This is a genomic window from Streptomyces sp. NPDC003247, from assembly GCF_042888135.1.
In the GTDB taxonomy this organism is placed as follows: domain Bacteria; phylum Actinomycetota; class Actinomycetes; order Streptomycetales; family Streptomycetaceae; genus Streptomyces.
Window position 1 is genome coordinate 1 of the sequence record NZ_JBIAPF010000011.1, and the last position, 25318, is coordinate 25318.

At 70.5% G+C, this 25318-nt stretch carries 25 protein-coding genes; 10 read left to right on the forward strand and 15 right to left on the reverse strand.

Annotated elements, in window-relative coordinates:
• The first annotated feature begins 169 nt into the window (after nt 1-169).
• On the forward strand, nt 170-715 hold the full coding sequence (locus ACFYWQ_RS31585; protein WP_389521117.1) for a GNAT family N-acetyltransferase: 546 nt from the start codon (nt 170-172) through the stop codon (nt 713-715).
• A 21-nt stretch (nt 716-736) separates the two neighbouring features.
• On the opposite strand, the gene ACFYWQ_RS31590 is transcribed toward ACFYWQ_RS31585, so the two are convergent.
• From ACFYWQ_RS31590 to ACFYWQ_RS31620, 7 genes are all read right to left on the reverse strand, one after another.
• A complete protein-coding gene (locus ACFYWQ_RS31590; RefSeq protein WP_389521119.1) occupies nt 737-2206 on the reverse strand; it encodes a type IV secretory system conjugative DNA transfer family protein in 1470 nt (489 codons plus the stop codon).
• An 18-nt stretch (nt 2207-2224) separates the two neighbouring features.
• Nucleotides 2225-3649 carry an ATP-binding protein gene (locus tag ACFYWQ_RS31595; RefSeq protein WP_389521121.1) on the reverse strand — a complete coding sequence of 475 codons (1425 nt, stop codon included), beginning with the start codon at nt 3647-3649 and terminating at the stop codon, nt 2225-2227.
• Between the two features lie 9 nt (nt 3650-3658).
• Nucleotides 3659-5218, reverse strand: coding sequence for an SCO6880 family protein (locus ACFYWQ_RS31600; protein WP_389521123.1), 1560 nt, complete (start codon nt 5216-5218; stop codon nt 3659-3661).
• Nucleotides 5215-6567: a hypothetical protein gene (locus tag ACFYWQ_RS31605; protein WP_389521125.1), complete on the reverse strand. Its 1353-nt coding sequence runs from the start codon at nt 6565-6567 to the stop codon at nt 5215-5217. The genes ACFYWQ_RS31600 and ACFYWQ_RS31605 overlap by 4 nt, the downstream gene beginning before the upstream one ends.
• On the reverse strand, nt 6557-7378 hold the full coding sequence (locus ACFYWQ_RS31610) for a hypothetical protein (RefSeq protein ID WP_389521127.1): 822 nt from the start codon (nt 7376-7378) through the stop codon (nt 6557-6559). The genes ACFYWQ_RS31605 and ACFYWQ_RS31610 overlap by 11 nt, the downstream gene beginning before the upstream one ends.
• A gap of 189 nt (nt 7379-7567) precedes the next feature.
• Nucleotides 7568-7876, reverse strand: coding sequence for a hypothetical protein (locus ACFYWQ_RS31615; RefSeq protein ID WP_389521129.1), 309 nt, complete (start codon nt 7874-7876; stop codon nt 7568-7570).
• 304 nt (nt 7877-8180) lie between these two features.
• Entirely contained in the window at nt 8181-8426 is a 246-nt protein-coding gene (locus ACFYWQ_RS31620; RefSeq protein ID WP_385077451.1) for a DUF397 domain-containing protein, read from the reverse strand.
• 162 nt (nt 8427-8588) lie between these two features.
• On the opposite strand from ACFYWQ_RS31620, the gene ACFYWQ_RS31625 reads away from it, so the two are divergent.
• The 3 genes from ACFYWQ_RS31625 to ACFYWQ_RS31635 all read left to right on the forward strand — a co-directional run bounded on the left by ACFYWQ_RS31625 (nt 8589) and on the right by ACFYWQ_RS31635 (nt 12314).
• Nucleotides 8589-10295, forward strand: coding sequence for a serine/threonine-protein kinase (locus tag ACFYWQ_RS31625; protein WP_389521131.1), 1707 nt, complete (start codon nt 8589-8591; stop codon nt 10293-10295).
• Nucleotides 10296-10418: 123 nt separating this feature from the next.
• Nucleotides 10419-11363 (forward strand): NlpC/P60 family protein, encoded by a 945-nt coding sequence (locus tag ACFYWQ_RS31630; RefSeq protein WP_389521604.1) that lies wholly within the window; start codon nt 10419-10421, stop codon nt 11361-11363.
• 237 nt (nt 11364-11600) lie between these two features.
• Nucleotides 11601-12314, forward strand: coding sequence for a phosphatase PAP2 family protein (locus ACFYWQ_RS31635; RefSeq protein ID WP_389521133.1), 714 nt, complete (start codon nt 11601-11603; stop codon nt 12312-12314).
• Nucleotides 12315-12357: 43 nt separating this feature from the next.
• Here ACFYWQ_RS31635 and ACFYWQ_RS31640 read toward each other — a convergent pair whose 3' ends face one another.
• Both ACFYWQ_RS31640 and ACFYWQ_RS31645 read right to left on the reverse strand, forming a co-directional pair.
• Entirely contained in the window at nt 12358-13914 is a 1557-nt protein-coding gene (locus tag ACFYWQ_RS31640; RefSeq protein ID WP_389521135.1) for an FAD-binding oxidoreductase, read from the reverse strand.
• Nucleotides 13915-14030: 116 nt separating this feature from the next.
• The gene (locus ACFYWQ_RS31645) at nt 14031-14204 is read right to left on the reverse strand and encodes a hypothetical protein (RefSeq protein WP_389521137.1); all 174 of its coding nucleotides are present in this window, start codon (nt 14202-14204) and stop codon (nt 14031-14033) included.
• Nucleotides 14205-14346: 142 nt separating this feature from the next.
• Here ACFYWQ_RS31645 and ACFYWQ_RS31650 point away from each other — a divergent pair, with 142 nt between their 5' ends.
• Complete coding sequence (locus ACFYWQ_RS31650; protein ID WP_389521139.1) at nt 14347-15192, forward strand: hypothetical protein; 846 nt, start codon at nt 14347-14349, stop codon at nt 15190-15192.
• 171 nt (nt 15193-15363) lie between these two features.
• Nucleotides 15364-15570, forward strand: a complete 207-nt coding sequence (locus ACFYWQ_RS31655; RefSeq protein WP_389521141.1) for a hypothetical protein — start codon at nt 15364-15366, stop codon at nt 15568-15570.
• 61 nt (nt 15571-15631) lie between these two features.
• On the opposite strand, the gene ACFYWQ_RS31660 is transcribed toward ACFYWQ_RS31655, so the two are convergent.
• On the reverse strand, nt 15632-15973 hold the full coding sequence (locus tag ACFYWQ_RS31660; RefSeq protein WP_389521143.1) for a metal-sensitive transcriptional regulator: 342 nt from the start codon (nt 15971-15973) through the stop codon (nt 15632-15634).
• Nucleotides 15974-16209: 236 nt separating this feature from the next.
• Here ACFYWQ_RS31660 and ACFYWQ_RS31665 point away from each other — a divergent pair, with 236 nt between their 5' ends.
• A complete protein-coding gene (locus ACFYWQ_RS31665) occupies nt 16210-16830 on the forward strand; it encodes a DUF47 domain-containing protein (RefSeq protein WP_187748798.1) in 621 nt (206 codons plus the stop codon).
• Between the two features lie 7 nt (nt 16831-16837).
• A complete protein-coding gene (locus ACFYWQ_RS31670) occupies nt 16838-17836 on the forward strand; it encodes an anion permease (protein WP_389521144.1) in 999 nt (332 codons plus the stop codon).
• Nucleotides 17837-18183: 347 nt separating this feature from the next.
• Here the strand turns inward: ACFYWQ_RS31670 and pstB are convergent, their stop codons facing one another.
• From pstB to pstS, 4 genes are all read right to left on the reverse strand, one after another.
• A complete protein-coding gene (gene pstB / locus ACFYWQ_RS31675) occupies nt 18184-18960 on the reverse strand; it encodes a phosphate ABC transporter ATP-binding protein PstB (RefSeq protein WP_389521146.1) in 777 nt (258 codons plus the stop codon).
• A 63-nt stretch (nt 18961-19023) separates the two neighbouring features.
• On the reverse strand, nt 19024-20085 hold the full coding sequence (pstA, locus tag ACFYWQ_RS31680) for a phosphate ABC transporter permease PstA (RefSeq protein WP_389521148.1): 1062 nt from the start codon (nt 20083-20085) through the stop codon (nt 19024-19026).
• Nucleotides 20082-21095 (reverse strand): phosphate ABC transporter permease subunit PstC, encoded by a 1014-nt coding sequence (pstC, locus tag ACFYWQ_RS31685; RefSeq protein ID WP_389521150.1) that lies wholly within the window; start codon nt 21093-21095, stop codon nt 20082-20084. Before pstC ends, pstA begins: the two co-directional genes overlap by 4 nt.
• A 134-nt stretch (nt 21096-21229) precedes the next feature.
• On the reverse strand, nt 21230-22360 hold the full coding sequence (gene pstS, locus ACFYWQ_RS31690) for a phosphate ABC transporter substrate-binding protein PstS (RefSeq protein WP_389521152.1): 1131 nt from the start codon (nt 22358-22360) through the stop codon (nt 21230-21232).
• A 297-nt stretch (nt 22361-22657) separates the two neighbouring features.
• On the opposite strand from pstS, the gene ACFYWQ_RS31695 reads away from it, so the two are divergent.
• Together ACFYWQ_RS31695 and ACFYWQ_RS31700 are read left to right on the forward strand one after the other, a co-directional pair.
• Complete coding sequence (locus ACFYWQ_RS31695; RefSeq protein ID WP_389521154.1) at nt 22658-23233, forward strand: IS607 family transposase; 576 nt, start codon at nt 22658-22660, stop codon at nt 23231-23233.
• Nucleotides 23226-24851: an IS200/IS605 family accessory protein TnpB-related protein gene (locus ACFYWQ_RS31700; RefSeq protein ID WP_389521156.1), complete on the forward strand. Its 1626-nt coding sequence runs from the start codon at nt 23226-23228 to the stop codon at nt 24849-24851. The genes ACFYWQ_RS31695 and ACFYWQ_RS31700 overlap by 8 nt, the downstream gene beginning before the upstream one ends.
• Before the next feature lie 26 nt (nt 24852-24877).
• Here the strand turns inward: ACFYWQ_RS31700 and ACFYWQ_RS31705 are convergent, their stop codons facing one another.
• The gene (locus ACFYWQ_RS31705; RefSeq protein ID WP_389521158.1) at nt 24878-25300 is read right to left on the reverse strand and encodes an NUDIX hydrolase; all 423 of its coding nucleotides are present in this window, start codon (nt 25298-25300) and stop codon (nt 24878-24880) included.
• Nucleotides 25301-25318: the final 18 nt, after the last annotated feature.

The window sequence follows — 25318 nt, forward strand, 5'->3', positions numbered from 1 at the left end:
AAGCTAAGCCTTACAGCGCCGATGGTACTGCAGGGGGGACCCTGTGGGAGAGTAGGACGCCGCCGAACAATTTTTGAGAAATCCCCCGTGCCGGACGGCACGGGGGATTTCTGCGTTCAGGGTCCTTATTCGGGTGAGGGTGTCCGGCTCGGGTACTACGGTGACCTGCATGAGCTACGTCATTCGGTCCGTGCGCGCCGACGAGTGGGCCGCGGCGAGGCAGCTGCGGCTGCTGGCGCTGCGGGACCCGGTCGCACCCCTGGCGTTCCTGGAGACGTACGAGGAGGCCCTGGCGAAACCGGAGTCCTTCTGGCGGGAACGGACGGCCGGCGCCGCCGAGAAGGCGGAGCACGCACAGCAGATCATCGCCGAGGGACCGGACGGCGAATGGGTCGGGACCGTGACCGTACTGGTCGAGGAGGCCGGTACGGAGGACTGGGCCGGATTCCCGGTCGAACGGCGACAGGGGCACCTCGTCGGCGTGTTCGTACGGCCCGAGTGCCGGGGCATCGGGCTGACCGAGGTGCTGTTCGACGCCGCGCTGGAGTGGGCCTGGGACCGTGGGGTGGAACGGGTACGGCTCATCGTCCACGAGGACAACGGGCGGGCCCGTGCCTTCTACCGCCGGGCGGGATTCGAGCCCAGCGGCGTCGTCGTACCGCTGTCGGCCGATCCGGGCAGCCGGGAGCTGGAGTTGGTACTCCCCCGTCCCTGAGGCCGCCGTCGTACCGCGCGGTCAGACCGGGAGTTCCGTGTGGGGCCAGCGGGTGCGGGCCTGTTCGCGGGAGCGGAGGAGGGCCAGCGTGGGGAGGCCGCGTTCCGGGCCCGTGGACAGGAGGTCCGGGAGCTGGGGGAGCGGGGCCACCGCCGCGACGTCGTCCAGGATGAGGGCCAGTGGTGGGTCGAGGCGACCGGAGGATGACCGTTCGGCCACGCGCCGGCCGCGCTCGACCACGCTGGAGACGAGGGCCGTGAGGAGCGGCATCGCGCCGGGGCTGGTCCTCGGGTCCTCGATGGATTCACCGACCACGTACAGCGTTCCCCCTTCGTTCACGAAGGAATCCAGGGCGAGCGCATCTGTTCGGTTGGGAGTGCAGGCCTCGCGGATGTTCACCGTGGAGAGCGACGACAGGGCACGGGCCGTCAGCTCCTGGGCGATGTCACGGCGGTCGGGGTGGGAGGTGAGGGCCCCCTCCAGCTCGCCGGCCGCGCCGGGGGCCGCCTTCGGGTTCGTACGGAGGGTGCGCACCGCCTCCTGGAGACCGGTGCCCTGGGCCCAGCGGTGCACATGGCGGATGGTGCGGCCGTCGATGGCCGCGGCGTGCAGATAGCAGCGCAGCAGCGTCTCCGCGGTGTCGGTGACGGCCTGGTCCAGACGGGCCGTGGGACGCACGGGGGTCAGGAGGGCGGTCGCCCTCGCCGCGGCGGTGGTCCGGTCCTCGCAGCCGGCGATGGGCGACCAGTGGAGGCGGGCCGGGGTGTCGCACCGGTGCGTGGGGTCGTAGAGGAGGACCGGGCCCAGCTTGGACCGGGCGTCCTTGGTGGTGTGCCAGAGAGCGGGGGCCGAGGTGACGACCAGGGCGGGGCCCTCCGCGTCGCGCACGGCCTGCGCGGCGGTCGTGTGCCGGCTCTCCGGCGAGGCGAAGAGCACGCCCGCCTCCGGGCGTCGGCTCTCCCACGCGGCGGGCCGTTCCGCCGTGGAGAGGGCGGCGAGCGGGGTCCGGTCCGGTTCCGGGATCGGGCTCGGCGGCGGTGCCGGTGCCGTTCGCGGGGTCGGGACCTCGTGGTGGGCCGGCGGGGCCGGCGTCTCCCGCGGTACCGGGGGTGCGGCGGCCGCCGCCGCCCTCCTGGCCCGTACCGCCCGCCAGCGCGCCACCGTCCCGATCACGAAGACCGTGAGGACGAACAGCAGCATGAGCTCGCCGATGAACAGGCCCCAGAAGAGCCCGTAGCCGGACAGGGCGGCGGGGTCCGCGTCCGGCCAGGCGCCCGCGAGGTCGTGGGGGCGGGCGACGAGGTGGCGCATCGCCAGCGGCGTGCGGATGAAGGCGATGCCGGGGGGCCAGGAGCCGTGCGAGAGGACGGCCGCCAGCCCCGTGGCCGTCCACACCAGCAGGGTCATGCCGAGCAGGAACGCGAGGATGCCGACCAGCAGACCGTCGGGGACGCCGCCCTGGCCGTCGCGGCGCTCGTCACCGGCTCTCATGGCAGCGCACCCCCGGCCTCACGCCACCGTGGACTCGGACGAGCCGTCCAAGTCGGCCAGGTGCTGTTCCATGAAGGCCGCCGCCCGCTGCTCCTGTTCGAGCTCGGCGGCGCGCAGGGCGTCGTCGTCGGTCAGGTCGGCGGACGACTCGGTCATCGCGCGGTCGGTGAAGACCAGGGGACGTTCGCTCTCGGTGACCAGGTGTTTGACGACCTGGACGTTGCCGTTGACGTCCCAGACGGCGATGCCGGGGGTGAGCGTCGGGATGATCTCCACGGCCCAGCGCGGCAGGCCCAGCACACGGCCCGTCGCCCTCGCCTCGTCCGCCTTCTGGGCGTAGATCGTCCGCGTGGAGGCCATCTTCAGGATCGCGGCCGCTTCCTTGGCCGCCGCTCCGTCCACGACGTCCGACAGGTGGTGCACGACGGCCACGAAGGACAGGCCCAGACGGCGGCCGAACTTCAGCAGCCGCTGGAAGAGCTGCGCCACGAACGGGCTGTTGATGATGTGCCAGGCCTCCTCGACGAGGAAGATGCGCTTCTTCCGGTCGGGGCGGATCCAGGTGTGCTCCAGCCACACGCCGACGATCGCCATCAGGATCGGCATGGCGATGGAGTTGCGGTCGATGTGGGACAGGTCGAACACGATCAGCGGGGCGTCCAGGTCGATGCCGACCGTCGTCGGGCCGTCGAACATGCCCCGCAGGTCACCGTCGACCAGACGGTCCAGCACCAGCGCCACGTCCAGGCCCCAGGCCCGTACGTCCTCTATGGCGACGTTCATCGCCTCCGCCGACTCCGGTTCGGGGTGGCGCAGCTGCTCGACGATGTCGGTGAGGACCGGCTGGCGTTCGACGATCGTCTCGTTGACGTAGGCGTGGGCGACCTTCAGGGCGAAGCCCGAGCGTTCGTCGAGGCCGTGGCCCGTGGCGACCTCGATGATGGTGCGCAGGAGCGCCAGCTGGCCCGTCGTGGTGATCGACGGGTCCAGCGGGTTCAGGCGGATGCCGTGGTCCAGGGCGGCCATCGGGTCCAGGCGGATGGGAGTTATCCCCAGCGCCTGCGCGATGAGGTTCCACTCGCCGACGCCGTCCTCGCCCTGGGCGTCCAGGACGACGACCTGGCGGTCGCGGAAGCGGAGCTGGCGCAGGACGTACGTCTTCTCCAGCGCCGACTTGCCGTTGCCGGACTCGCCGAGGACCAGCCAGTGCGGGGCCGGGAGCTGCTGGCCGTACAGCTGGAAGGGGTCGTAGATGTAGCCCTTGCCGGAGTAGACCTCGCGGCCGATGATCACGCCCGAGTCGCCGAGGCCGGGGGCGGCGGTCGGGAGGTAGACCGCCTGGGCCTGGCCGGTCGAGGTGCGGACCGGCAGGCGCGTCGTCTCGACCTTGCCGAACAGGAAGGACGTGAAGGCGTCGGTGAGGACGGACATCGGGTCCCGCATGGAAAGCCCCTACCTTCGGATGCCGGTGGCGAACGGGAGTGTGTTCACGAAGGCGCGGTGGTGCTCGCGGTCGCACCACTCCAGCTTGAGGTACGACTTGCCGGCCGACGCCCTTATCGTCCGCTTGTCGCGGGCCAGGGCCTCGGGGGTGCGGGAGGAGACGGTGATGTAGCCGACCAGGTTGACGCCCGCCGCGCCGCTGGCGAGGTCCTCGCCGCGCTGGTCGAGGCGGGAGTGGGCGGCGACGTCGCGGGGGTCGACGGTGCGGTTCATCTTGGCGGCGCGGCTGGCCTCCGCCTCGTCGTTGGTCTTCTCGGTCAGCATGCGTTCGATGGCGACCTCGGTGGGTTCGAGGTCCATCGTCACGGCGACCGTCCGGATGACGTCCGGGGTGTGGACGAGGAGCGGGGCGAGGAAGTTCACGCCGACCGGGGTCATCGGCCACTCCTTGATCCAGGCGGTGGCGTGGCACCAGGGGGCGCGGGTCGACGACTCCCGGGTCTTGGCCTGGAGGAAGGTGGGCTCCATCGCGTCCAGTTCGGCCGGCCAGGCGTTGCGCCGGGTCATGGCCTGGATGTGGTCGATGGGGTGGTCCGGGTCGTACATGGAGTGGACGAGGGAGGCGAGGCGGCTCTGGCCGAGCGGCTGGCGGACGCGGATGTCCGCCTCCTGGAGGCGGGAGCAGATGTCGGTCAGCTCGCGGGCCATGACGACGGCGAGGCCGGCGTCCCGGTCCAGCTTGCGGCCGTTCTGCGGGCGGGCCGCGCGGGCCATGGCGTGGGCCTCGGCGGCGAGCTCGCGGGTGTAGTGCATGCAGGCGACGAGGTAGGCGCGGTGCTGCTCGCTGCTGGTGGACACCATCGACTGGAGCTGGTCGTACGACTGCTGGAGCCAGCCGGGCGCCTTGTCGTCGCCGCGCTGGGTGACGTCCTTGGCGTGGGCGTCGGGGTCGGCGGGCAGGGTGCGGGCGAGCATCTGCAGGCGGGTGACGAAGCCGTCGCCGTTGGCCACGTGCTTGAGCAGGGTGCCGAAGCGGTCGACGAGGGCCTCCTGGTCCTCGCTGTCGCGCAGGCCGACGCCCGGGCCCTCGATCTCGATCGCGGCCGTGACCGTGCGGCGGTCGGCGTGCAGGAGCACGGCGATCTCGTCGGGGCCGAAGGGGGCGGCCAGCCAGGTGATGCGGCCGATGCCGGGCGGCGGGCCGACCTCGATCTCCTGCCCGTCGATCCGGGTGCCGGCCTCCATGACGCCGGAGCGGTACGTGGTGCCCTGGCGCAGGGTGCGCTTGTAGCTGCGGTTGATCTCGAACCACTTGTAGAACGTGCGGTGCTTGTACGGCACGTAGACCACGGCCAGCGCGAGCATGGGGAAGCCGGCCAGCAGCACGATGCGCAGGGCGAGGAGGGGGACGAGGAGCCCGCACATCATGCCGAGGAACGCGCCGATGACGATGAGCGCGATCTCGCCGGTCTCGCGGTTGCGGCCGACGATCGCGTTCGGCCGGGCGCGGCCGATCAGATATGTACGGCGGGGCGTGACCACGTGGGACACGTGGGTATCGGTCGTCAACGCCCTTCACCTCCCGTGCGGTTGTTGCTGCTGTTGCGGGTGTTGCCGGCGTGGGGCGTGTTGACCGGGCTGCCCGTGCGGGGCGGGGGCGCGGCGGAGGGGACGGATCCGCCGCCCGTGTTCGGGGTGCGCGAGCTGTGCGCGGCGACGCCGCCGGCGGTCTGGTGGGCCGGGCGGGGGCCGCCGGAGGACGCACCGCCGCCGCCGTTGCTGTCGGCGCGGGTGCTGTGCGTCTTGATGCCCTGGGCGACGAGGGTCGCCGGGGAGCTGATGACGGCGGCGGCCTTGCCTTCCGCGCCCTGCATGAGGCGGTTGTTGCGCGAGCCGGCGATCTCGTCGCCGAAGCCGGGGACGAAGCGGTAGATCATCGCGCTGGCGAAGATGGCGAGCAGGATGATGGCGAGGCCGGAGACGACGGCGGAGAAGGCGTCCGGGCCGTCGTCGGCGGAGAGCGCGCCGGCGAGGCCGAGGACGATCACGATGACCGGTTTGACCAGGATGACCGCGATCATGATGCCGGCCCAGCGGCGGACGTGGCTCCACAGGTTCTTGTCGACCAGGCCGGCGTAGACGACCGTGCCGAGCAGGGCGCCGACGTAGAGGAGCGCGGCCCGGATGACCAGCTCCAGCCAGAGCACGCCGGCGGCGAGGATGGAGACCAGGGAGACCACGATCAGCATGATCGGGCCGCCGCCGATGTCCTCGCCCTTCTCCAGGGCGGCGGAGAAGGTGCCGAAGAACGTGTCGGTCTGGTCGCCGGTGGTTTTCGCCAGGACGTCCGTGATGCCGTCGGTGGCCGACACGACCGTGTAGAGGATCAGCGGGGTGAAGGCGGAGGCGAGCACCGTGAGCCACAGGAAGCCGACGGCTTCGCCGATGGCGGTGGTCAGGGGGACTCCGCGGACCGCCCGCTTGGCCACGGCCAGCAGCCACAGGAGGAGGGTCAGGACCGTCGACGCGGCGAAGACGACCGCGTACTGCTGGAGGAACTTGGGGTTGGTGAAGTCGACGTTCGCGGTGTCCTTGACGGCGTCGCTGAGCTTGTCGACGGTCCAGGAGGCGGCTTCGGCGCAGCCCTTGGCGAGGGAGGAGAGGGGGTCGGTGGTGTCGGTGAGGGGGGTGGTGGTGCCGGAGGAGGTGTCCCCCCTCTGGCAGTACTCCTCCGCGGGACCGCGGATCAGGTCGCAGGTACTGTCGCTGGGAGAGGGGGACGCCGACGGTGATGCCGACGGAGAGGGGCTCGGATCGGGCGACGGCGCGGCGAAGGCGCGGGCCGTGAGGAGCACCGATGTGGTCTGAACGGCGGCCACGGCGGCCGTCAGCTTCAGCGAGAGGTGCTTAGCGCGCATAGGTGAACCCTCCGTACTCCTCGACGGCCTTCGTCATGTCGTCGGCGGTGGAGGCCTTCTGGTCGCGCCCGATCGGAACGGGCCCGTCCTTCTGCTGGAAGTCGGTGACCTTCCAGTCATCGTTGATCCACTTGAGCTGGTAGGTGGTGGTGTACCAGCTCTGGGACACGGGATTGGTCGAGGCTTCGCCCGAGAGACCGAAGAGCGAGGTGTACCAGACCTCTACGGTGGCCGCGTCCTCGCTGGAAGCCGTGACCTTGGATCCCACAGGGACGATCCGCGAGACGAAGGTCTGGCCGTCCGGGGCGGTGCCGTCCTTGTTCAGGCCGATATTGCCCAGGAACGTCTCGTCCGAGTAGGCGGTGTCCAGGGCAGACCGCCGGGCCTCGGCGACGGCGGGCGCGTACACGGTGTCGACGATCTCGCGTCGCCGCTCGGAGTCGAACATCTCCGCCGAGCCCAGGGCGACGCAGTAATTGGCTGCCGCGCTCTGCGCACCTTGCTCATCGCGCGTGTATCCCGTCGGGATGTCCGCGGTCTTGGTCTGGACCGGCTTCGTCCCGCTCGCGGCCGTGGTCGACGTCTTCGGCTGGTCGCCCTTGCTCGTCGCGGAGGACGATGAGGAATCGTCTCCTCCGCGGTTGGCGAGGGCGATCGCGGCGATGAGGAGGACGACGACGCCGACGACCGTCACCAGGCCGCGCGAGGAGGAACGGCCGGGACGGCGGGCGCCGCCGTAGGGGTCGGCGTCGGGCAGGCGGACACGCGTGCCCGCGGGTTCGCCGTAGTCGTGGTCGTCGCCGGGACTCATACCGCGTACGCCCCCTCGCTGCCGTACCGGAACGCGTAGTAGTACGACGGTAGCCGTGCTGGTTCCCGCGCGGGCGCGGTGTGGTGACTCGACATCAGGGAAACGCAACCTCAGCCGGTGGGCACGACGGGTGGGTGGGGTGGGGAGGGCCGGGCGTGCCCGGACGGGACGGGTGAGGACCCGGGACGGCTAGACGGCCATGCCGTACACGATCGTGAACAGCGTGCCGAGTGAGCCGATGATGAAGACGCCCGTCAGACCCGCGATGATGAGGCCCTTGCCCTGTTCCGCGCTGAAGGTGTCCCGCAGGGCGGTGGCACCGATGCGCTGCTTGGCCGCGCCCCAGATGGCGATGCCGAGGCAGAGCAGGATGGCGACCGCCATCACGACCTCGATCATCACCTTGGCCTCGTTGCCCAGGGTGCCGAAGGGCCCCCAGTCCGGAGCGATCCCGCCGATGATGGTGTTGATGTCTCCCTTGTCGGCCGCAAAGAGCATGTAAGTCACCGCCCCTGGTGGGTAGTTCCGCAGTCGTCCCCTGCGGTGTGCAGAGGTCGGCATCATTCTCGCCGACAAAGCCGCCGTCGTATGTCGACTTGGCGTCATTGATGGGCGGGATTCGTACGAATAGCTCGTACGGTCACTCTGTGTATCACGGCAGGTCACGCCGGGCAATGAGCTCGGGGCGGAACCTGGTGTGTGGTTCCGTCGTTGTCCCACTTCACGGCCCTGTCCCCGTGCTGACGGCCAGTCGGGTGAGAGACCCGTCACGATGGTCTCATGCCGCCCCGTGACGGACGCGTCAGTACTCCGTCTCGACGCCCTCCACGAAGTGGTCGAACTCGCCCGCCTGCACCCCGAGGACGAAGGCGTCCCACTTGCGGCGGTTCGTGGTGACGACGTTCTCCGGGTCGCTGGTCTCGCGGAGGTAGACGGGGGCCTCGCCGTCGTCGCCCTCGCCGAAGGCGATCTCGATCCAGGGGCCGGGGCCGGTCGCCTCCGGCGGGGCGGCGCGGATCCAGGTGAGGTCGGACGGGATGTCAGACATGGGGGGTGTCCTTCTTGAGGGGGGTGAGGTGGGGGTGGAGGGGGCGGAGACTTCCAGGCCCCACCGTAGACCCGCTCCGGGTACCACCGTGAGCGCTGGGGGAACCGTGGTGGGCCGAGTGGCGGGGGTCCATCGAACTGACCCGTGTGGCATGGTCGTTCGGTGGACGTACTGAGGGCTCACGATCCGGCGCGGATAGGCGTGTACACCCTGCTCGCCCGGCTCGGCGCGGGCGGCATGGGGCAGGTCTACCTCGGCCGCTCACCCGGCGGACGGCTCGTCGCCATCAAGGTCATCCGGGACGAGATCACCGACCATCCGGAGGCGCTGGCGCGGTTCCGGCGGGAGGTGGAGACGGTGCGGGCGGTGCGCAGTGCGTATACGGCGAACCTGATAGACGCCGCGCTGGACGCGCCCCCGTACTGGCTCGCGACCGAATACATCCCGGGGCCCACCTTGAGCAAGGCGGTGGCGGCGCGGGGACCGTTGCCCGCCGAGACGTGCCGTGCGCTGCTCGCGGCGCTGGCCGAAGGGCTCTCGGCGGTGCACGCGCAGGGCGTCACCCACCGGGACCTCAAACCGCAGAACGTGATCCTCGCGGCCCAGGGTCCACAGCTCATCGACTTCGGGATCGCCCGCGGCGCGGCGCAGACGGCGCTCACCGAAGCGGGGGTCGCGCCCGGCACGCCAGGCTTCACCGCACCCGAGGTACTGATGCGCAACGAGGTCGGCCCTGTCGCCGACGTCTTCGCCCTCGGTGCGATGCTCGCCTACGCGGCGACCGGCCGACCGCCCTTCGGGCACGGGGATCCGGCGGGGGTGAGCTATCGCGCCGTGCACGAAGCGATCGACCTCGTCGACGTGGAGCCGCAGTTGGCCGCACTCGTCGAGTGGTGCGTGGCCAAGGACCCAGGGGCACGTCCCGGCCTCGCCGACGTGATCGCACGCTGCGGGGTGCGGACGGCGCTCGTCGAGGACACGTTCTACGGTGGACTGGCCGCACTGGGCGAGGCGGTCCCGTCGATGTCCACGGTCCCGCCCCCGCTCCCCCCTCCGCCGGCCCACAGGCCGCTCGGCCCGCACGACATGCCCACGGCCACCGCCCCGAACGGCAACGGCTACACACCCACCCACGTGACCCAGCCGTCGCCGGCCACTCGCCCTCGGCGCGGGAAGCGCTGGCTGATCGCCGGTGCGGCCGGACTGGCCGTCGTGGTGGGCGCCGTCGCCGCACTCGTCCTGCTGCCCGGCACGGGTGACGGCAAGGGCGGTGACGGCAAGAACGACGAGGCCGGCCCGGGTACCACCTCGGCGGCGGCCACCACGGCCGGCAGTGACGAGGCGGAACTCCAGCCGCCCGCCTACGTGGAGCAGACCAACCCGTCCCGCGACTGGTGGACCGCCGACCCGAATGCGGAGGACGGGCAAGGGGCGTGCGGGCTGCCGGCGGAGGAGCGCAACGAGCACTTCCAGGCCTCGATCTCGGCGGTGGACTCCGACGCCGCCTACACGGCGGGCAAGGTGCGGATCGGAATCCGGATCGGCTACATCGCTCCCCAGTCCGGTCCGTACTACGTCTCCGTGTCCGTGAAGCCCCCGCACGCGATCGACGCGGACACCGGCAAGCCCATCGAGGGCGTGCCCCAGGCGAACCTGGACCTGGGATACACCAGCAAGCCCGTCGAGATGGGCTACGAATGGGTGGAGTTGACGTACCCCGACGACTTCCAGCAGACCGTGGAGGGCAAGAAGTACAGCGACGCGATCCCCGTCGCGAACGACCCCGGTGACTGGACGGTGCTCTTCCTCCATGTCCAAGGGACCAGGCAGTACGCCAGTATTGACTGCCGCGGGTTCGTCTCGCAGTAGTGCACACGACAGCAACTGGTTCGGGATCGGCCGGTAAACCGCGCCGCGGTGGGGGAGGGTTGGGACGTGCGAAAAGTTTGGGTGATCGGCGGAGCCGCGGTCGGGCTCGGACTGAGCTTCGCGATGCTGCTCGTCGTCGGGGTGTACGTCGTGGCTGGGAATCTCGTCAACGGCGTCGGACAGGGCAGTGTCGGACTGGCCAAGGGAGCTGTGCCGTCGGCCTATCAGACGCTCGTTCAGAAGTGGGGCAACCTCTGTTCCGCCCTCAACCCGGCCCTTCTCGCCGCGCAGTTGTACCAGGAGAGCGGCTGGGATCCGGACGTCGTCAGCCACGCCGACGCCCGCGGCATCGCCCAGTTCATCCCCAGCACCTGGGCCACGCACGGCATCGACGGCGACGGGGACGGCGACCGTGACATCTGGGATCCGAATGACGCGATCCCGTCGGCTGCGTCGTACGACTGCGAGCTCGCGAAGTACGTCAAGGACGTGCCGGGCGACACGACCAACAACATGCTCGCCGCCTACAACGCGGGCGCCTACCGGGTCATCCGCGCGGGCGGCGTCCCGGCGATCAGCGAGACGCAGAACTACGTCAAGACGATCCGCACGCTGGAGAAGAGCTTCGCCGCCCCCGTCACCCGAGTGGACCCCTCCGAGCAGGCTGCCGGGGCTATCTACTTCGCGCAGAAGAAGCTCGGGACGCCGTATCTGTGGGGTGGGAACGGTACGGCTGATCAGGGGGGACGGTTCGACTGTTCGGGGTTGACCAAGGCGGCGTACGAGAGTGTGGGGATCACGCTGCCGCGGGTGGCGAACGACCAGTACAACGCGGGGCCGCACCCGGCGCGGGACGAACTGCTGCCGGGGGACCTGGTGTTCTTCTCGACCGATCCGAACAACTCGCGGGCCATCGACCACGTGGGGATCTACGTCGGGGGCGGGTACATGATCGACGCCCCGCACACGGGGGCCGTCATCCGGTTCGACCCGATCGACACGCGCAAGTACTTCGGGGCCACCCGGGTGACCGAAGATGGCGCGAAAGCGCTCCCCACGACGGTCTGAACCGGCCGGTAACGCCCCTTCTGAGCTGCGAAGACGTATCTCTCTTCGATAACGTCTGCGTGATCATTCGGTGGAGAGTGGAACGTATCTGGGGGAGCCGTGCGTTCCTGTTGACGTAGCCGAGCCATGCCTGAGACTGAACACACCGGCGGAAGCGGATCTACACACCACGGGGGTGGGTACGAGCGGCGCGCGTGAGGCGCGCCGGGCACGACACGACGAAGGGGCCGCAGCACCATGGCTGGACTCGCCGCATCCGGGTCGAACCCCGACGTCGACCTGCTCTACGACATCAACGGCCTCGCCCAGGAGGCCCCGCACTGGCTGGACCGGGTCGTCGAGTTCGTCGGCGAGTACGGGCTCCTGCTGACCATGGTCCTGCTGGTGCTGTGGTGCTGGTGGACGGTGCGCAGACGGCCCGGCTCCGCGGAGGAGGCGGCCGCGTCCGTGGCGGCGCTGGTGTGGGTGCCGTTGGCCGCGGCGGTCGCGGTGCTGGTGAACGTGCCGATACGCGGCTTCGTGGAGCGGCCCCGGCCGTTCCTCGATCACCAGGGGCTGGAGGTGCTGATATCCGGCAAGACCGACTACTCCTTCGTCAGCGACCACGCCACGATCACCATGGCGATGGGCGTCGCGCTGTTCGTCACCAACCGGAAGTTCGGGCTGGTGGGCATAGCCATCGGTCTGCTGGAGGGCTTCTGCCGGGTGTACATGGGTGTGCACTACCCGACCGACGTGGTCGGCGGCTTCGCGCTCGGTACGGCCGTGGCGCTGCTGCTGTCCCCGGTGGCCTCGATGCTGCTGACGCCCGTGCTGCGGGCGGTGGAGCGGTCGCCCCGGGTGGGCTGGGTGGTCCGGAGCCGCGCCGCGCGCGCGGCGGGCGGCGGTGCGCAGGTGTCGGGGGCCCGGGTGGAGGAGACGGCGAGCGAGGAGCGGGACCTCGCCGCGTGAGGCCGGGGACAGGGCCGAGTGGGGCCGACGGTGACGCCGGCTCTCACAGGCCTTGCGGGTAGGTGAAGAAGCCCTCCGGGTCGTACTGCCGCTTCAGCCGGGTCAGACGCGGGAGCGCGTCGCCGTAGTAGGCCTGCTTCCAGTTCGTGAGGGTGGGGTCCGCGTAGTTCTGGTAGGCGGCGCCCGAGGCGTACGGCTTCATGGCCGCGTGGGCCGAGGCCAGCCAGGACCGGGCCGCCGTGCCGGACGTGCCGGAGCGCCAGGAGACGAGGTACTGGGCCAGCATGCGGGAGCGGCGGTGGACGAAGGCCGTCGCCGTGGGGGAGACGCGGTTCACCGCGCCGCCCAGGGCCGTGAACGCGATGCTGCCCGCGCCGCCGCGGACGGTGCTCAGCTGCTTCAGCAGCGTGCCGATGCCGGCCGCCGGCAGGGAGCGGTCGAAGAAGTCGGAGCCGGCCGCGTACGTCTCCCGGGCGAGTGCGCCCTGCGGGGTGCGGCCGGGGGTCGAACCGGGCAGGTGGCACTGGGCGTCGGTGGAGAAGGACGAGCAGCCGGCGTACACCTCCATGGCCTCCTCGTACGTACGGCGGCGCAGTGAGACGCCGGTCGCCGGGGCGCCGACCCGGTCCGCCAGGCGGTCGACCGCGTTCTGGAGCTCGCCGTACGTGCCGAGGGAGAAGGCGGCGACGGAGATCCGGGGCGTGCCGCCGGGGGTGTCGGAGAGGTGGAGGGAGGACCAGATCTCGTCGGGCTGGTCCGGGCCCCACTCCTGCCAGGCCCCGACCACCGCGGCCGCCCTCGACCAGGGCCAGGTGAGGTAGCCGGTCACCGCCTGCGGCGCCGGGTGGGTGGTGAAGTGCAGTTCCGTCACGACGCCGAAGGTGGCGTTGCCGGCGCCGCGCAGGGCCCAGAACAGGTCCTTGTGCGTGGTCGCGTCGGCGGTGAGTTCGCGGCCGTCGGCGGTGACCAGCGTCGCCCGGGTGAGGCTGTCGCAGGTCAGGCCGTACGCGCGGGAGACCACGCCGTGGCCGCCGCCGAGGACCAGGCCGGAGACGCCGACCGTCGGGCAGGAGCCCGCCGGGACGGTCACGCCCCGCGCGGCCAGTGCGCGGTAGACGTCGATGAGTTTGGCTCCGGCGCCGATCACGGCCGTGCCGCCGCTCGCCCGGACCCGGCTGAGCCGGGAGACGTCGAGGATCAGCCGCCCGTCGCCCGAGGACCAGCCGCCGTAGGAGTGACCGCCGTTGCGGACGGCGACCCGGGTGCCGTGGGTGCGGGCGTACGCCAGGACCGTGCGGACGTCGTCGGTGTGGGCGGCGTAGGCGACCGCGGTCGGCCTGAGCGTGTCGAAGCGCGTGTTGTACAGCAGGCGGGCCGTGTCCCAGGCGGCGTCGCCGGGGCGGACCAGGGTGCCGTCCAGGTCGCGGGCGAGCGCCGCCCAGTCGGGGGCGGCCGCGGCGCCGGTGGACGTGCGCGCGGTACCGGTGGCACCGGAGGCGGGGGTGGGGGTGCCGCCGTCGTGGGCCGTCGCCCGGCACGCGGTCGTCGTCAACGCCGTGACCGCGGCCGTGCCGCCTGCGATGAACGTACGTCGTTCCATGTCGTCCCGTGCCTTCCGTCGGCTTCATGGAGCGAGACGGCGGCCGGGGGGACGGGGTTCCCCGGCCGGGAGGGGAGGTGGTGAGGGGGCGTCAGGCGGGCTGCGGGGAAAGCGCCCTAGCCGCGGGTGTGGCCTTCCGCGTCCGTTCTGGCCAGGCTTCTCGCCCTGCGTGCGGGGCCGCGCCAGCCGCAGGAGCAGTGGGCGAGGCAGAAGGGGCCACGCTCGACGGTCGTGGTGCGGTGGAGTTCTTCGCCGGTGGGGGAGGGTGCCTCGCTGTCCTGCTGGGTCACACCGAGAACGCTACCCAGCACCGGCCGGGACCGTGCACGCGGACGGCGGGTATTCGGTCAGCGTGACGGGGCCCGCCCGAGCGTCGTTGAACGCAACAACACGGAGCCCGTGACGGACGTACCGGCTGGGGGTAGGCAGGCGATGGCGGAGCGGCAGCAGCGGCGGTGGGGAACGGCGGTCGTCGCGGGGCTCGTCGCCGGGGTCTGCGCCGCCGGCGCCGCCGGGTGTTCCGGCAGCGGGGCCGCCGCCGAGGACGCCGACGCCCGCCCGGCCGACCCGGTCGGGACGCTGCGCCGGGCCGCCGACACCCTGGTGGAGGCGGGCAGTTCGAAGGCCCGGACGTCGATGGAGATGGCCACCGGCGGCACCCGCGTGACCATCCGGGGCGAGGGGCTGTACGACTACCGCGAGCGGCTCGGCGCGCTGGAGGTGGTGCTGCCGCAGGACCCGGCCGGCACCAGTGAACACCGCCCCATCACCGAACTCCTCGCCCCCGGCGCCCTCTACATGAAGAACCGGGGCGCCGGGGTGCCCGCCGACAAGTGGGTGCGGGTGGAGACGGCGACGCTGTCCGACGGCAACCTGGTCACCGGCGGCGCCACCGACCCGTACGCCGCCGCCGAGGTGCTGCGCGGCACGCGCACGGCGACGTACGTCGGGACGACCCGGCTGGCCGGGACCGAGGTGCGGCACTACCGCGGGACGGCCGACCTGGCCGCGGCCGCCGCGCGCTCCTCCGAGGGCGGGCGGGGATCGCTGGGCGCGGCGGCGAAAGGGTTCGCCACGGCCGAGGTGCCCTTCGACGTCTACCTCGACGAACAGGGCCGCATCCGCAAGGTCCGGCACCGCTTCAGCTTCGTCAACGGCGGCCGGAAGGAGGCCGTCGCGGTCGCCTCGACGACGCTGCTGTACGACTTCGGCACCCCCGTCGACGTACGGCTGCCCGCCGGCCGGGACATCTACGCGGGGCGGATCGCCGAGGAGTGAGCGTGGTCGTCGAGGAGTGAGCGTGGTCGCCGAGGAGTGAGCGTGGTTCCGGCCGCCCGCGGAAGGGCGGATCCGGTCAGGGGGCGGGCGCGAGGACTAGCCCGTCCGTGCCATGCGCGGCGTGTAGGGCGCTGCCTACTCTAGGAAGCCGGTGACGGCAGGGACGAGGTGATGCGCGTGGCTCCGGTCGGCGGTACGGCGGTACAGGACCACGAGGCCCTCGCCGAGATAGAGCTGTGCGGAGAACTCATCATCGCGGCCTCGGCGGCCGAGGAGCGGCTCAGCCTGGAGAGCATCGACGCGGTCCTGAGGGTGGGGGAGGAACGGGACGCGGCCGGGGCGCCAGGAGTGAGGGGACCGGGACGGCGGCGGGGCTGACGTTCCTCACCTGACGGGCGCCCGGTGACAGGTGTCATTTACGTCACGTTTACAAAGGGATTCATGTGCGCAGGAGGCGGCCGATCGCCTTCGTCGCCTCCTCCACCTTCGCGTCGATCTCGTCCCCGCCCTCGCGGGCCGCGTCGGCGACGCAGTGGCGCAGGTGCTCCTCCAGCAGTTGCAGCGCGAACGACTGCAGGGCCTTGGTGGAGGCGGACACCTGGGTGAGTATGTCGATGCAGTAGGTGTCCTCGTCGACCATGCGTTGCAGGCCGCGGATCTGGCCCTCGATGCGGCGCAGGCGCTTGAGGTGCTCGTTCTTCTGTTTGTGGTAGCCGTGCACACCGTGGTCGTGGTCGGTCACGGCCTCTTCGGTGGCCGCCCCGGCCTCGGTGGTCGTCATCGCGTCCTCCAGACACTCCGCACCTATACCCCTACTGGGTATATCGTACCGAACTTCGCAGGGTACGGGACCTGTGGCCGGTCCCTCTGTGGGCGGCCTGTGGACTGGACCACCCCGCGGCCCCCCTGCCGTTCGTCCCGTTTCATGGGTGACACTGGTGGACGGCCCATTAGCCGTGGCCGGATGATGCGCCTAGCATCAGCCTGACCGAAACCGATGCATCCCGAGGACCCCACGTGCGCTTTCGTCTGACCCCCAGGGAGACGAGCTTCTACGACATGTTCGCCGCATCCGCGGACAACATCGTCACGGGCTCGAAACTCCTCATGGAACTGCTCGGGGCGGACACCGCCGGCCGGGCCGAGATCGCAGAGCGGATGCGGGCCGCGGAGCACGCCGGTGACGACGCCACGCACGCGATCTTCCACCAGCTGAACTCCTCGTTCATCACGCCGTTCGACCGTGAGGACATCTACTCCCTCGCGTCGTCCCTCGACGACATCATGGACTTCATGGAGGAGGCCGTCGACCTCGTCGTCCTCTACAACGTCGAGGAACTGCCCAAGGGCGTCGAGCAGCAGATCGAGGTGCTGGCGCGGGCGGCGGAGCTGACTGCCGAGGCCATGCCGAACCTGCGGACCATGGAGAACCTCACCGAGTACTGGATCGAGGTCAACCGGCTCGAGAACCAGGCCGACCAGATCCACCGCAAGCTGCTCGCCCACCTCTTCAACGGCAAGTACGACGCGATCGAGGTGCTGAAGCTCAAGCAGATCGTGGACGTGCTGGAGGAGGCGGCGGACGCGTTCGAGCACGTCGCGAACACGGTGGAGACCATCGCGGTCAAGGAGTCCTGACCCCTTCATGGACACCTTGGCTCTGGTCGTGACCATCCTGGTCGCGCTCTTCTTCACGTACACGAACGGCTTCCACGACTCCGCCAACGCCATCGCCACGTCCGTGTCGACGCGGGCGCTGACGCCCCGGGCGGCACTGGCCATGGCGGCGGTGATGAACCTCGCGGGCGCGTTCCTGGGGTCCGGCGTCGCCAAGACCGTCAGCGAGGGGCTGATCGAGACGCCCGAGGGCTCGAAGGGGATGGGCATCCTCTTCGCGGCGCTGGTCGGCGCGATCGCCTGGAACCTGGTCACGTGGTACTTCGGGCTGCCCTCCTCGTCGTCGCACGCGCTGTTCGGCGGCATGGTGGGGGCGGCGCTCGCGGGCGGGACGACGGTCTACTGGCACGGGGTGCTGGAGAAGGTCGTCATCCCGATGTTCGTGTCGCCGGTGGTCGGCCTGGTGATCGGCTACCTGGTCATGACCGCCATCCTGTGGCTCTTCCGGCGGGCCAACCCGCACAAGGCCAAGCGCGGCTTCCGGATCGCGCAGACGGTGTCGGCGGCCGGCATGGCCCTCGGCCACGGTCTCCAGGACGCCCAGAAGACGATGGGCATCGTGGTGATGGCGCTGGTCATCGCCGACGTCGAGGACTACGGGGACCCCATCCCGGTCTGGGTGAAGATCGTCTGCGCCGTGATGCTGTCGCTGGGCACGTACGCCGGCGGGTGGCGCATCATGCGGACGCTCGGGCGGAAGATCATCGAGCTGGATCCGCCGCAGGGGTTCGCGGCGGAGACCACCGGGGCGTCGATCATGTTCACCACGGCGTTCCTGTTCAAGGCGCCGATCTCGACGACCCATGTGATCACCTCGGCGATCATGGGTGTCGGGGCGACCAAGCGGATCAACGCCGTGCGGTGGGGGGTCGCCAAGAACATCGTCCTCGGCTGGTTCATCACGATGCCGGCGGCGGCGGTGGTCGCGGCGTGCGCGTTCTGGATCGTCAACCTGGCGGTGCTGTAGGGGCGGGGCTCGGCCCGCGTTCTCCTCGGGCGAGGGTGCGTTCCGGCTGGTGCCCGGTGGGCGGCCTGCTGTTTCGTTGTGGCTGGTCGCGCAGTTCCCCGCGCCCCTTGGGGGGTGGGTGGGCCGTTTCTCAAGAGGTGACCGACAGCCGTAGGCCGCCCTCCCGGTGGTCGGGGGACATGGCGTAGGCCTACCCCCGGATATGGGGGGACATGGCGTGGGCCCGCCCCCCCAGATGTGGGGGGACATGGCGTGGGCCCGCCCCCCGGATGTGGGGGGCGGGCCCTTTGTTGCCTCGCGGTGGCACCGCCATGCAGCACCGCGAGGGGTCGGGACGGGGGCTCGGATCAGCCGAAGCGGCCCGAGATGTAGTCCTCCGTGGCCTGGACGGACGGGTTGGAGAAGATCCGCTCCGTCTCGTCGATCTCGATCAGCTTGCCGGGCTGGCCGACCGCCGCGAGGTTGAAGAAGGCGGTGCGGTCGGAGACACGGGCCGCCTGCTGCATGTTGTGGGTGACGATGACGATCGTGAAGCGTTCCTTCAGTTCGCCGATCAGGTCCTCGATGGCGAGGGTCGAGATGGGGTCCAGGGCGGAGCAGGGCTCGTCCATGAGGAGGACCTTGGGCTCGACGGCGATCGCCCGCGCGATGCACAGGCGCTGCTGCTGGCCGCCGGACAGGCCCGAGCCGGGCTTGTTGAGGCGGTCCTTCACCTCGTTCCAGAGGTTCGCGCCCTTGAGGGACTTCTCGACGATGTCGGCCAGCTCCGACTTCTTGTGGCTGCCGTTCAGGCGCAGTCCCGCCGCCACGTTGTCGAAGATCGACATCGTGGGGAACGGGTTCGGGCGCTGGAAGACCATGCCGACCTCGCGGCGGACCGACACCGGGTCGATGCCGTGGCCGTACAGGTCCTCGTCGTCCAGGAGCACCTTGCCCTCGACGCGGCCGCCGGGGGTCACCTCGTGCATCCGGTTCAGCGTGCGCAGGAACGTCGACTTGCCGCAGCCGGACGGGCCGATGAACGCCGTCACCGAGCGCGGCTCGACGGTCATGGAGATGTCGTCGATCGCCTTGTGGGAGCCGTAGAACGCCGTCAGTCCGCTGACATCGATTCGCTTGGCCATGTCTCTACTTCACTTCCAGTCAGTCGCTGAGGGCCCCGACCGGCGGAGCCGGAAATCGTCGCCTTAGCGACCGGTCTTCGGGGCCTTCCAGCGGGCGATGCCGCGGGCGACCAGGTTGAGGATCATCACGAAGGCGATCAGCGTGAGCGACGCCGCCCAGGCGCGGTCGTAGGCCGCCTGCGAGCCCGCGCTCTGCGAGTACTGCTGGTAGATGTACAGCGGCAGCGACGCCTGCGCGCCCTCGAAGGGGTTCGCGTTGATGAACGGGTTGCCGAAGACGAGGAGCAGGACGGGGGCCGTCTCACCGGCGATACGGGCCACCGAGAGCATGACGCCCGTGATGATGCCGCCGATGGAGGTCGGGACGACCACCTTCAGGATCGTGCGCCACTTCGGGATGCCCAGCGCCAGGGACGCCTCGCGCAGCTCGTTCGGGACGAGCTTGAGCATCTCCTCCGTCGAGCGGACGATGACCGGCATCATCAGGATCGCCAGCGCCAGCGAGCCGGCGAAGCCGAAGGGCTGCATGTCGAACATCAGCATGAGGCTGAGGATGAACAGGCCGGCCACGATGGACGGGATGCCCGTCATGACGTCGACGAAGAAGGTGACCGCCTTGGCGAGGCCGCCGCGGCCGTACTCCACCAGGTAGATCGCGGTGAGGATCCCGATCGGGGCGCCGATGACGGTGGCGAGGCCGACCTGCTCCAGGCTGCCGAGGATGGCGTGGTAGATGCCGCCGCCCGGCTCGGAGTCGGCGACGACGCCCATGGAGTGGGTGAGGAAGTAGCCGTCCAGGACCTTCACGCCGCGCTGGACCGTCGCCCAGATCAGGGACGCCAGCGGGACGACGGCGAGGAGGAAGGCGACCCAGACGAGGGCGGTGGCGATGCGGTCCTTGGCCTGGCGGCGGCCCTCGACGCGGGCGGCGATGCCGTAGGTGGCCAGGAGGAAGACGAGGCCGGCGATCAGGCCCCACTGGACGCGGCTGTCGAGGCCGGCGACCAGGCCGATGGCGACGGCCACGGCGAGGGAACCGGCCGCGGTGACCCAGGGGGTCCACGGCGGCAGGCTGGCGCCGCGCAGCGTGCTGGCGGGCTTGTCGGTGACGACGGCGTGGCTCATGCGTTGGCCCCCGAGTACTCCTTGCGGCGGGCGATGATCGCGCGGGCCGCGCCGTTGACCAGCAGGGTGATGACGAACAGGACGAGACCGGAGGCGATGAGGGCGTCCCGGCCGAACTCCGTCGCCTCGTTGAACTTGCTGGCGATGTTCTGGGCGAAGGTGCCGCCGCCCGGGTTGAGCAGGCTGGCGTGGATGTCGAAGTCGGGCGACAGCACGGTGGCCACCGCCATCGTCTCGCCCAGCGCGCGGCCGAGGCCGAGCATCGACGCCGAGATCACACCGGAGCGGCCGAAGGGGATGACCGCCATGCGGATCACTTCCCAGCGGGTGGCGCCCAGCGCCAGGGCCGCCTCCTCGTGCATCTGCGGGACCTGGCGGAAGACCTCACGGCTGACGTTGGTGATGACCGGCAGGATCATGATGGCCAGGAGGATGCCGACCGTGAGCATGGAGCGCGGGGCGCCCTCGTCCCAGGAGAAGATCCCGGTCCAGCCGAGGTAGTCGTTCAGCCAGCCGAACAGGCCGTCCAGCTGCGGCACGAGTATCAGCGCGCCCCAGAGGCCGTACACGATGGACGGGACGGCGGCGAGCAGGTCGATCACGTACGCGATGGTGCCGCCGAGGCGGCGCGGGGCGTAGTGGGTGATGAACAGGGCGATGGCGACCGCGATCGGGACCGCGATGACCATCGCGATGACCGAGGAGACCACCGTGCCGAAGGCCAGCACCGCGATGCCGAAGTGCGGCGGGACGAGGCCGGTGTTCCACTCGAAGGTGGTGAGGAAGTTCCCGTCGTCCTTGCCGATGGCGAGCGAGGCCCGGTAGGTGAGGAAGACGGCGATCGCGGCCATCAGCACCAGCAGCAGGATGCCCGAGCCGCGGGAGAGACCGAGGAAGATCCGGTCACCGGGTCGGGTGGCGCCGCGGGCGGCGCGCTTCTGCTCGGCGGGGCTCGGCGGAGCCGCGGGCGGAGGGACGGCGTCTGTGGGGTTCTGCGTCGTGATGTCCATGAGTTCTCCGGTCTGCGGAGCCGCTCGCTGGGCGGCTCGGACGGGGCCGGGTCTGCGGACGGCCCCTGGCGGCGGTGCACCGGACGGCGCGGCCCGGGCCGGGTTCCCCCGGCGCCGGACCGCACCACTTCAGCTCAGCTCAGGCCCTCGATGGTGGAGCGGACCTTGGTGATGATGGCGTCGGGGATCGGCGCGTAGTCGATGCCCGAGAGGATGGCCTGGCCCTCCTCGCTCGCGATGTAGCGCAGGAACGCCTTCGTGGCGGGCAGGGTGTCGGCCTTGTTGCCCTTGTCGCAGACGATCTCGTACGTGACCAGGGTGATCGGGTAGGCGCCCTCGGCCGTGGTGCCGTAGTTGATCTGAAGCGCCAGGTCGCTGCCGGTGCCGACGACCTTGGCGTCGGCGATGGCCTTGGTGGCGCCGTCGGAGGAGGCCTTCACCGGGGACGCGGCGCCGGTGTCGATGGCGACCGTGCCGAGGCCGTCCTTGGCGTACGACAGCTCCATGTAGCCGATGGCGCCGTTGGTCTGCTTGACGCCCTGGGCGACACCGGAGGAGCCGGCGGCGGACTGGCCGCCCTTGGCCTGCCAGGCCTTGCCGCCCTCGTAGGGCCAGTCGCTCTTGGCGGTGGCGATCAGGTACTTGGTGAAGTTGTCCGTGGTGCCGGACTCGTCCGAGCGGTGGTACGGCTGGATCTTGAGGTCGGGCAGCTCGGCGTCGGGGTTGAGCTTCTTGATCGCGGCGTCGTTCCAGTTGGTGATCTTGCCGTTGAAGATCTTGGCGATCGTCGCGGCGTCCAGGGTGAGGTCGTCCACGCCCGAGACGTTGAAGGCGACGGCGATGGGGCCGCCGACCATCGGCAGGTCGATGCCCTGGCCGCTGGAGCAGATCTTGGCGGAGGCCTCGATCTCCTCGGACTTCAGCGCGGAGTCGGAACCGGCGAACGCGACCTGGCCCTGGGTGAACGCGGTGACGCCGGCGCCGGAGCCGGAGCCCTTGTAGTTGACCTGGACGCCGTTGCAGGCCTGGGTGAAGTTCTTCACCCAGGCGTCGATCGCGTTCTTCTGCGCGGAGGAGCCGTCGGCGAGGAGCTGGCCCTTGGCGTCGTCGCACTTGATGGAACCCGCCGCGGCGGCCGCGGAGGACGTGCCGCCGCTGCTGTCCGACCCGGTGTCGTCGGAACCGCACGCCGTGAGGGCCAGGGCGCCGGAGACGGCGAGAGCACCGAGGGTGAGGGCCCGCCGGTTCATGCGCTGAAGCTTCACTTGAGGGAGATCCTTCCAGGAGCCGCCGTCCTGATTCCGGCGGCGTGCGCGAGATCTGGGTGGCGCGGACGCGTCCGTGAGGGCGCGTTGCGTACCGCGTAAGGCCGAAATTAGGCAGATCAGGTGAAGCCGCCTACGGGCACACGTGAACGCGAGGTGAACCCCTGTGGACGGTGCGGTTAGGTCACGGAACGCTCACGTCGAGGACACGGTGTGGTGCAGGGGGTCTTCAACTGCTGGCCTTGGAGGTCGGGTGAGTGAGCGTAACCGTGCGTGTGTGAGTGTCGTTGTCAGAGCGTGAATCTGACGGAGTGGGCGAAGAAGCAGGGTGTGCATCCGCAGACCGCGTATCGCTGGTTCCGTGAGGGGACGCTGCCGGTGCCGGCTCAGCGGGTTGGTCCGCGCACGATCCTCGTGAACGTGGGGGCCGACGCCATGCCCGGGGCAGTCGGCGGGCTGGGTCTGTACGCCCGCGTCTCCTCGCACGATCAGAAGGGTGATCTGGAGCGTCAGGTCGCCCGGCTGGCCCGGTGGGCTGCCACCGCGGGCCATCGGGTGGTGCGGGTGGAGTCCGAGATCGCCTCCGGTATGAACGGCGCCCGTTCCAAGGCCAGGCGGCTGCTTGCAGATCCTGCCGTGCAGGCGGTGGTGGTGGAGCACAAGGACCGTCTCGGCCGGATGAACGTCGAGTTGGTCGAGGCCGCCCTTTCCGCGACCGGGCGCCGCTTGGTCGTACTGGACGACGGCGAGGTCGAAGACGATCTGGTGCGGGACATGGTGGAGGTGCTGACCTCGTTCTGTGCCCGCCTGTACGGGCGCCGGTCGGCGAAGAACCGCGCCCGCAAGGCCCTGGAGGCCGCCGAGCATGGCTGACCTGCGTACGATCGATCCGCCGTTCGTTGCTCCAGGGCCGAACGGTGTCGCGATCCGCACCAGCCTCAAACACCTCACCAGCAAGGATGACACGGTGTTGCGCCTGGTCGGCGCGCATCTCGGCTCCCTCGCCTCGAAAGACCTCAAGCGCAGGTGCGCTGATGGGCTTCGGCACTCCACGGACACGTGGGCCGAGCGGAAGCGAGCCCTGACGCAAGAGTCGTCGTCGCGGTGGGCCGGGTCGATCACCAAGGCCAGCCATGATCAGTGGGCGCTCTGCCGCCGCGCTCAGCTTGCTCACGTCCAAGGGCTGGAAGCGGGCATCCGGACGATCACGCACCGACTGTCCCTGCCGGTCGGACAGAAGGGCAGCAAGCGGGCTCCGGGCGGTTACCGCAGCGCACACGAGTGGTTCGCCAAGAAACGGCGCCTGCATGTGCTCGAGGACCGGCTGACCACTGAGCGGGCCGACCGTGAGGCCGGGCGTGTCCGGGTGACACGAGGCGGCAAAGGCCTGCTCAACACCCGCCACCACCTGGACAAGGCGCAGCTCACCGCTGAGCAGTGGCGTAGGCGCTGGGAGGCCGAACGCCTGTTCCTCGCCGCCGACGGCGAGTCCGGCAAGCGGTTCGGCAACGAGACGATCCGCGTCACGCCGGACGGCGAGGTCAGCATCAAGCTGCCCGCGCCGCTGGCGCATCTGGCCAACAGCGGGCACGGCCGGTATGTCCTGGCCTCACGCGTGGTCTTCCGGCACCGGGGCGATGAATGGGCCGACCGCGTCGGCGCGAACCGGGCGGTGGCCTACCGCATCCACCTCGACGTAGAGCGGGACCGCTGGTACCTGACCGCGTCGTGGACGATCCCGCCGACTTCGGCCATGTCCCTGGCCCAGGTCCGCACCGGTGGCCTGATCGGTGTGGACACCAACGCCGATCATCTGGCCGCCTGGCGGCTGGACGAGCACGGAAACCCGGTGGGTGAGCCACGCCGTTTCTCCTACGACCTGTCCGGCAGCGCGAACCACCGCGACGCCCAGGTGCGGCACGCCCTCACCCGGCTCCTGCACTGGGCCGCACGGCACAACCTGTCCATCGCGGTCGAAGACCTCGACTTCACCGCCGAGAAAACCCGCGAGAAGCACGGCCGCCGCAAACGGTTCAGAAAACTCATCTCCGGCATGCCCGTCGCCAGGCTGCGCGCCCGGCTCGTCAGTATGGCCGCCGAACTCGGCATCACCATCGTGGCCGTCGATCCGGCGTACACCTCCCGCTGGGGCGCCGAGCACTGGCAAAAGCCCCTTACCTCGAAGACCCGCAAGACCACCCGTCACGACAGCGCTGCCGTGACGATCGGACGACGCGCCCTCGGACACCGCATCCGGCGGCGGACGGCACCGCCCCACAACGACCAGAGCGATCGCCGTGGGCATCGGACCGTCCAGGCCGGACACGGAGCCCGGAGGCGCGAGGAACCCCGCCCCCGCATTCCCGGACCACGCACAGGATGCGTGCCGCCGGATGCGGAGCGAACGCGGGCGACCAGCGCATCCACAACCGTTCGGGATGCGCCAGATGCGCAGGTTTGGGTCCACGACTCACTCCCGCTCACTGATTAGGAACGGTTGCCATGAGTGGGCTGTGGCTAGATCAGGTGCAGAGCGGTGAGCAGGGCGGGGACGAGGGTGCGGTCCCTCGGTTGGGTGAGGCGGCTTCCGGCCGCCGTCGGGGGGAGCCACAGCACGCGGTCCACCTCGTCGTTCGGGGTGAAGGTGCCGGAGACCGCTTCGGCGGCCCAGTAGTGGACCTCTTTGGGGCGGCCCTGCGCGAGGTAGCGCAGGGTGGGCAGCCGGGCGCCCAGTCGGGCGGTGCAGCCCGTCTCCTCGGCCACCTCGCGCACCGCGGCGGCCGCCGCTTCCTCGCCACGCTTCAGCTTGCCCTTGGGGTGCGACCAGTCGTCGTACTTCGGCCGGTGGACCAGGCATATCTCCAGCCCGCCGTCGACCGGCGAGCGGCGCCACAGGACGCAGCCGGCCGCCTGGACCGGGGTGTCGTCGGGACATGCCACCGGGGCACCGCCTCCGGG

Excerpts from the sequence above, each read along its gene's own strand:
- ACFYWQ_RS31585 (WP_389521117.1), top strand. The coding sequence starts at position 170 with ATGAGCTACGTCATTCGGTCCGTGCGCGCCGACGAGTGGGCCGCGGCG.
- ACFYWQ_RS31590 (WP_389521119.1), bottom strand. The coding sequence starts at position 2,206 with ATGAGAGCCGGTGACGAGCGCCGCGACGGCCAGGGCGGCGTCCCCGAC.
- ACFYWQ_RS31595 (WP_389521121.1), bottom strand. The coding sequence starts at position 3,649 with ATGCGGGACCCGATGTCCGTCCTCACCGACGCCTTCACGTCCTTCCTG.
- ACFYWQ_RS31605 (WP_389521125.1), bottom strand. The coding sequence starts at position 6,567 with ATGCGCGCTAAGCACCTCTCGCTGAAGCTGACGGCCGCCGTGGCCGCC.
- ACFYWQ_RS31610 (WP_389521127.1), bottom strand. The coding sequence starts at position 7,378 with ATGAGTCCCGGCGACGACCACGACTACGGCGAACCCGCGGGCACGCGT.
- ACFYWQ_RS31615 (WP_389521129.1), bottom strand. The coding sequence starts at position 7,876 with ATGCTCTTTGCGGCCGACAAGGGAGACATCAACACCATCATCGGCGGG.
- ACFYWQ_RS31620 (WP_385077451.1), bottom strand. The coding sequence starts at position 8,426 with ATGTCTGACATCCCGTCCGACCTCACCTGGATCCGCGCCGCCCCGCCG.
- ACFYWQ_RS31630 (WP_389521604.1), top strand. The coding sequence starts at position 10,419 with ATGCTGCTCGTCGTCGGGGTGTACGTCGTGGCTGGGAATCTCGTCAAC.
- ACFYWQ_RS31635 (WP_389521133.1), top strand. The coding sequence starts at position 11,601 with ATGGCTGGACTCGCCGCATCCGGGTCGAACCCCGACGTCGACCTGCTC.
- ACFYWQ_RS31640 (WP_389521135.1), bottom strand. The coding sequence starts at position 13,914 with ATGGAACGACGTACGTTCATCGCAGGCGGCACGGCCGCGGTCACGGCG.
- ACFYWQ_RS31650 (WP_389521139.1), top strand. The coding sequence starts at position 14,347 with ATGGCGGAGCGGCAGCAGCGGCGGTGGGGAACGGCGGTCGTCGCGGGG.
- ACFYWQ_RS31655 (WP_389521141.1), top strand. The coding sequence starts at position 15,364 with ATGCGCGTGGCTCCGGTCGGCGGTACGGCGGTACAGGACCACGAGGCC.
- ACFYWQ_RS31660 (WP_389521143.1), bottom strand. The coding sequence starts at position 15,973 with ATGACGACCACCGAGGCCGGGGCGGCCACCGAAGAGGCCGTGACCGAC.
- ACFYWQ_RS31670 (WP_389521144.1), top strand. The coding sequence starts at position 16,838 with ATGGACACCTTGGCTCTGGTCGTGACCATCCTGGTCGCGCTCTTCTTC.
- pstB (WP_389521146.1), bottom strand. The coding sequence starts at position 18,960 with ATGGCCAAGCGAATCGATGTCAGCGGACTGACGGCGTTCTACGGCTCC.
- pstA (WP_389521148.1), bottom strand. The coding sequence starts at position 20,085 with ATGAGCCACGCCGTCGTCACCGACAAGCCCGCCAGCACGCTGCGCGGC.
- pstC (WP_389521150.1), bottom strand. The coding sequence starts at position 21,095 with ATGGACATCACGACGCAGAACCCCACAGACGCCGTCCCTCCGCCCGCG.
- ACFYWQ_RS31700 (WP_389521156.1), top strand. The coding sequence starts at position 23,226 with ATGGCTGACCTGCGTACGATCGATCCGCCGTTCGTTGCTCCAGGGCCG.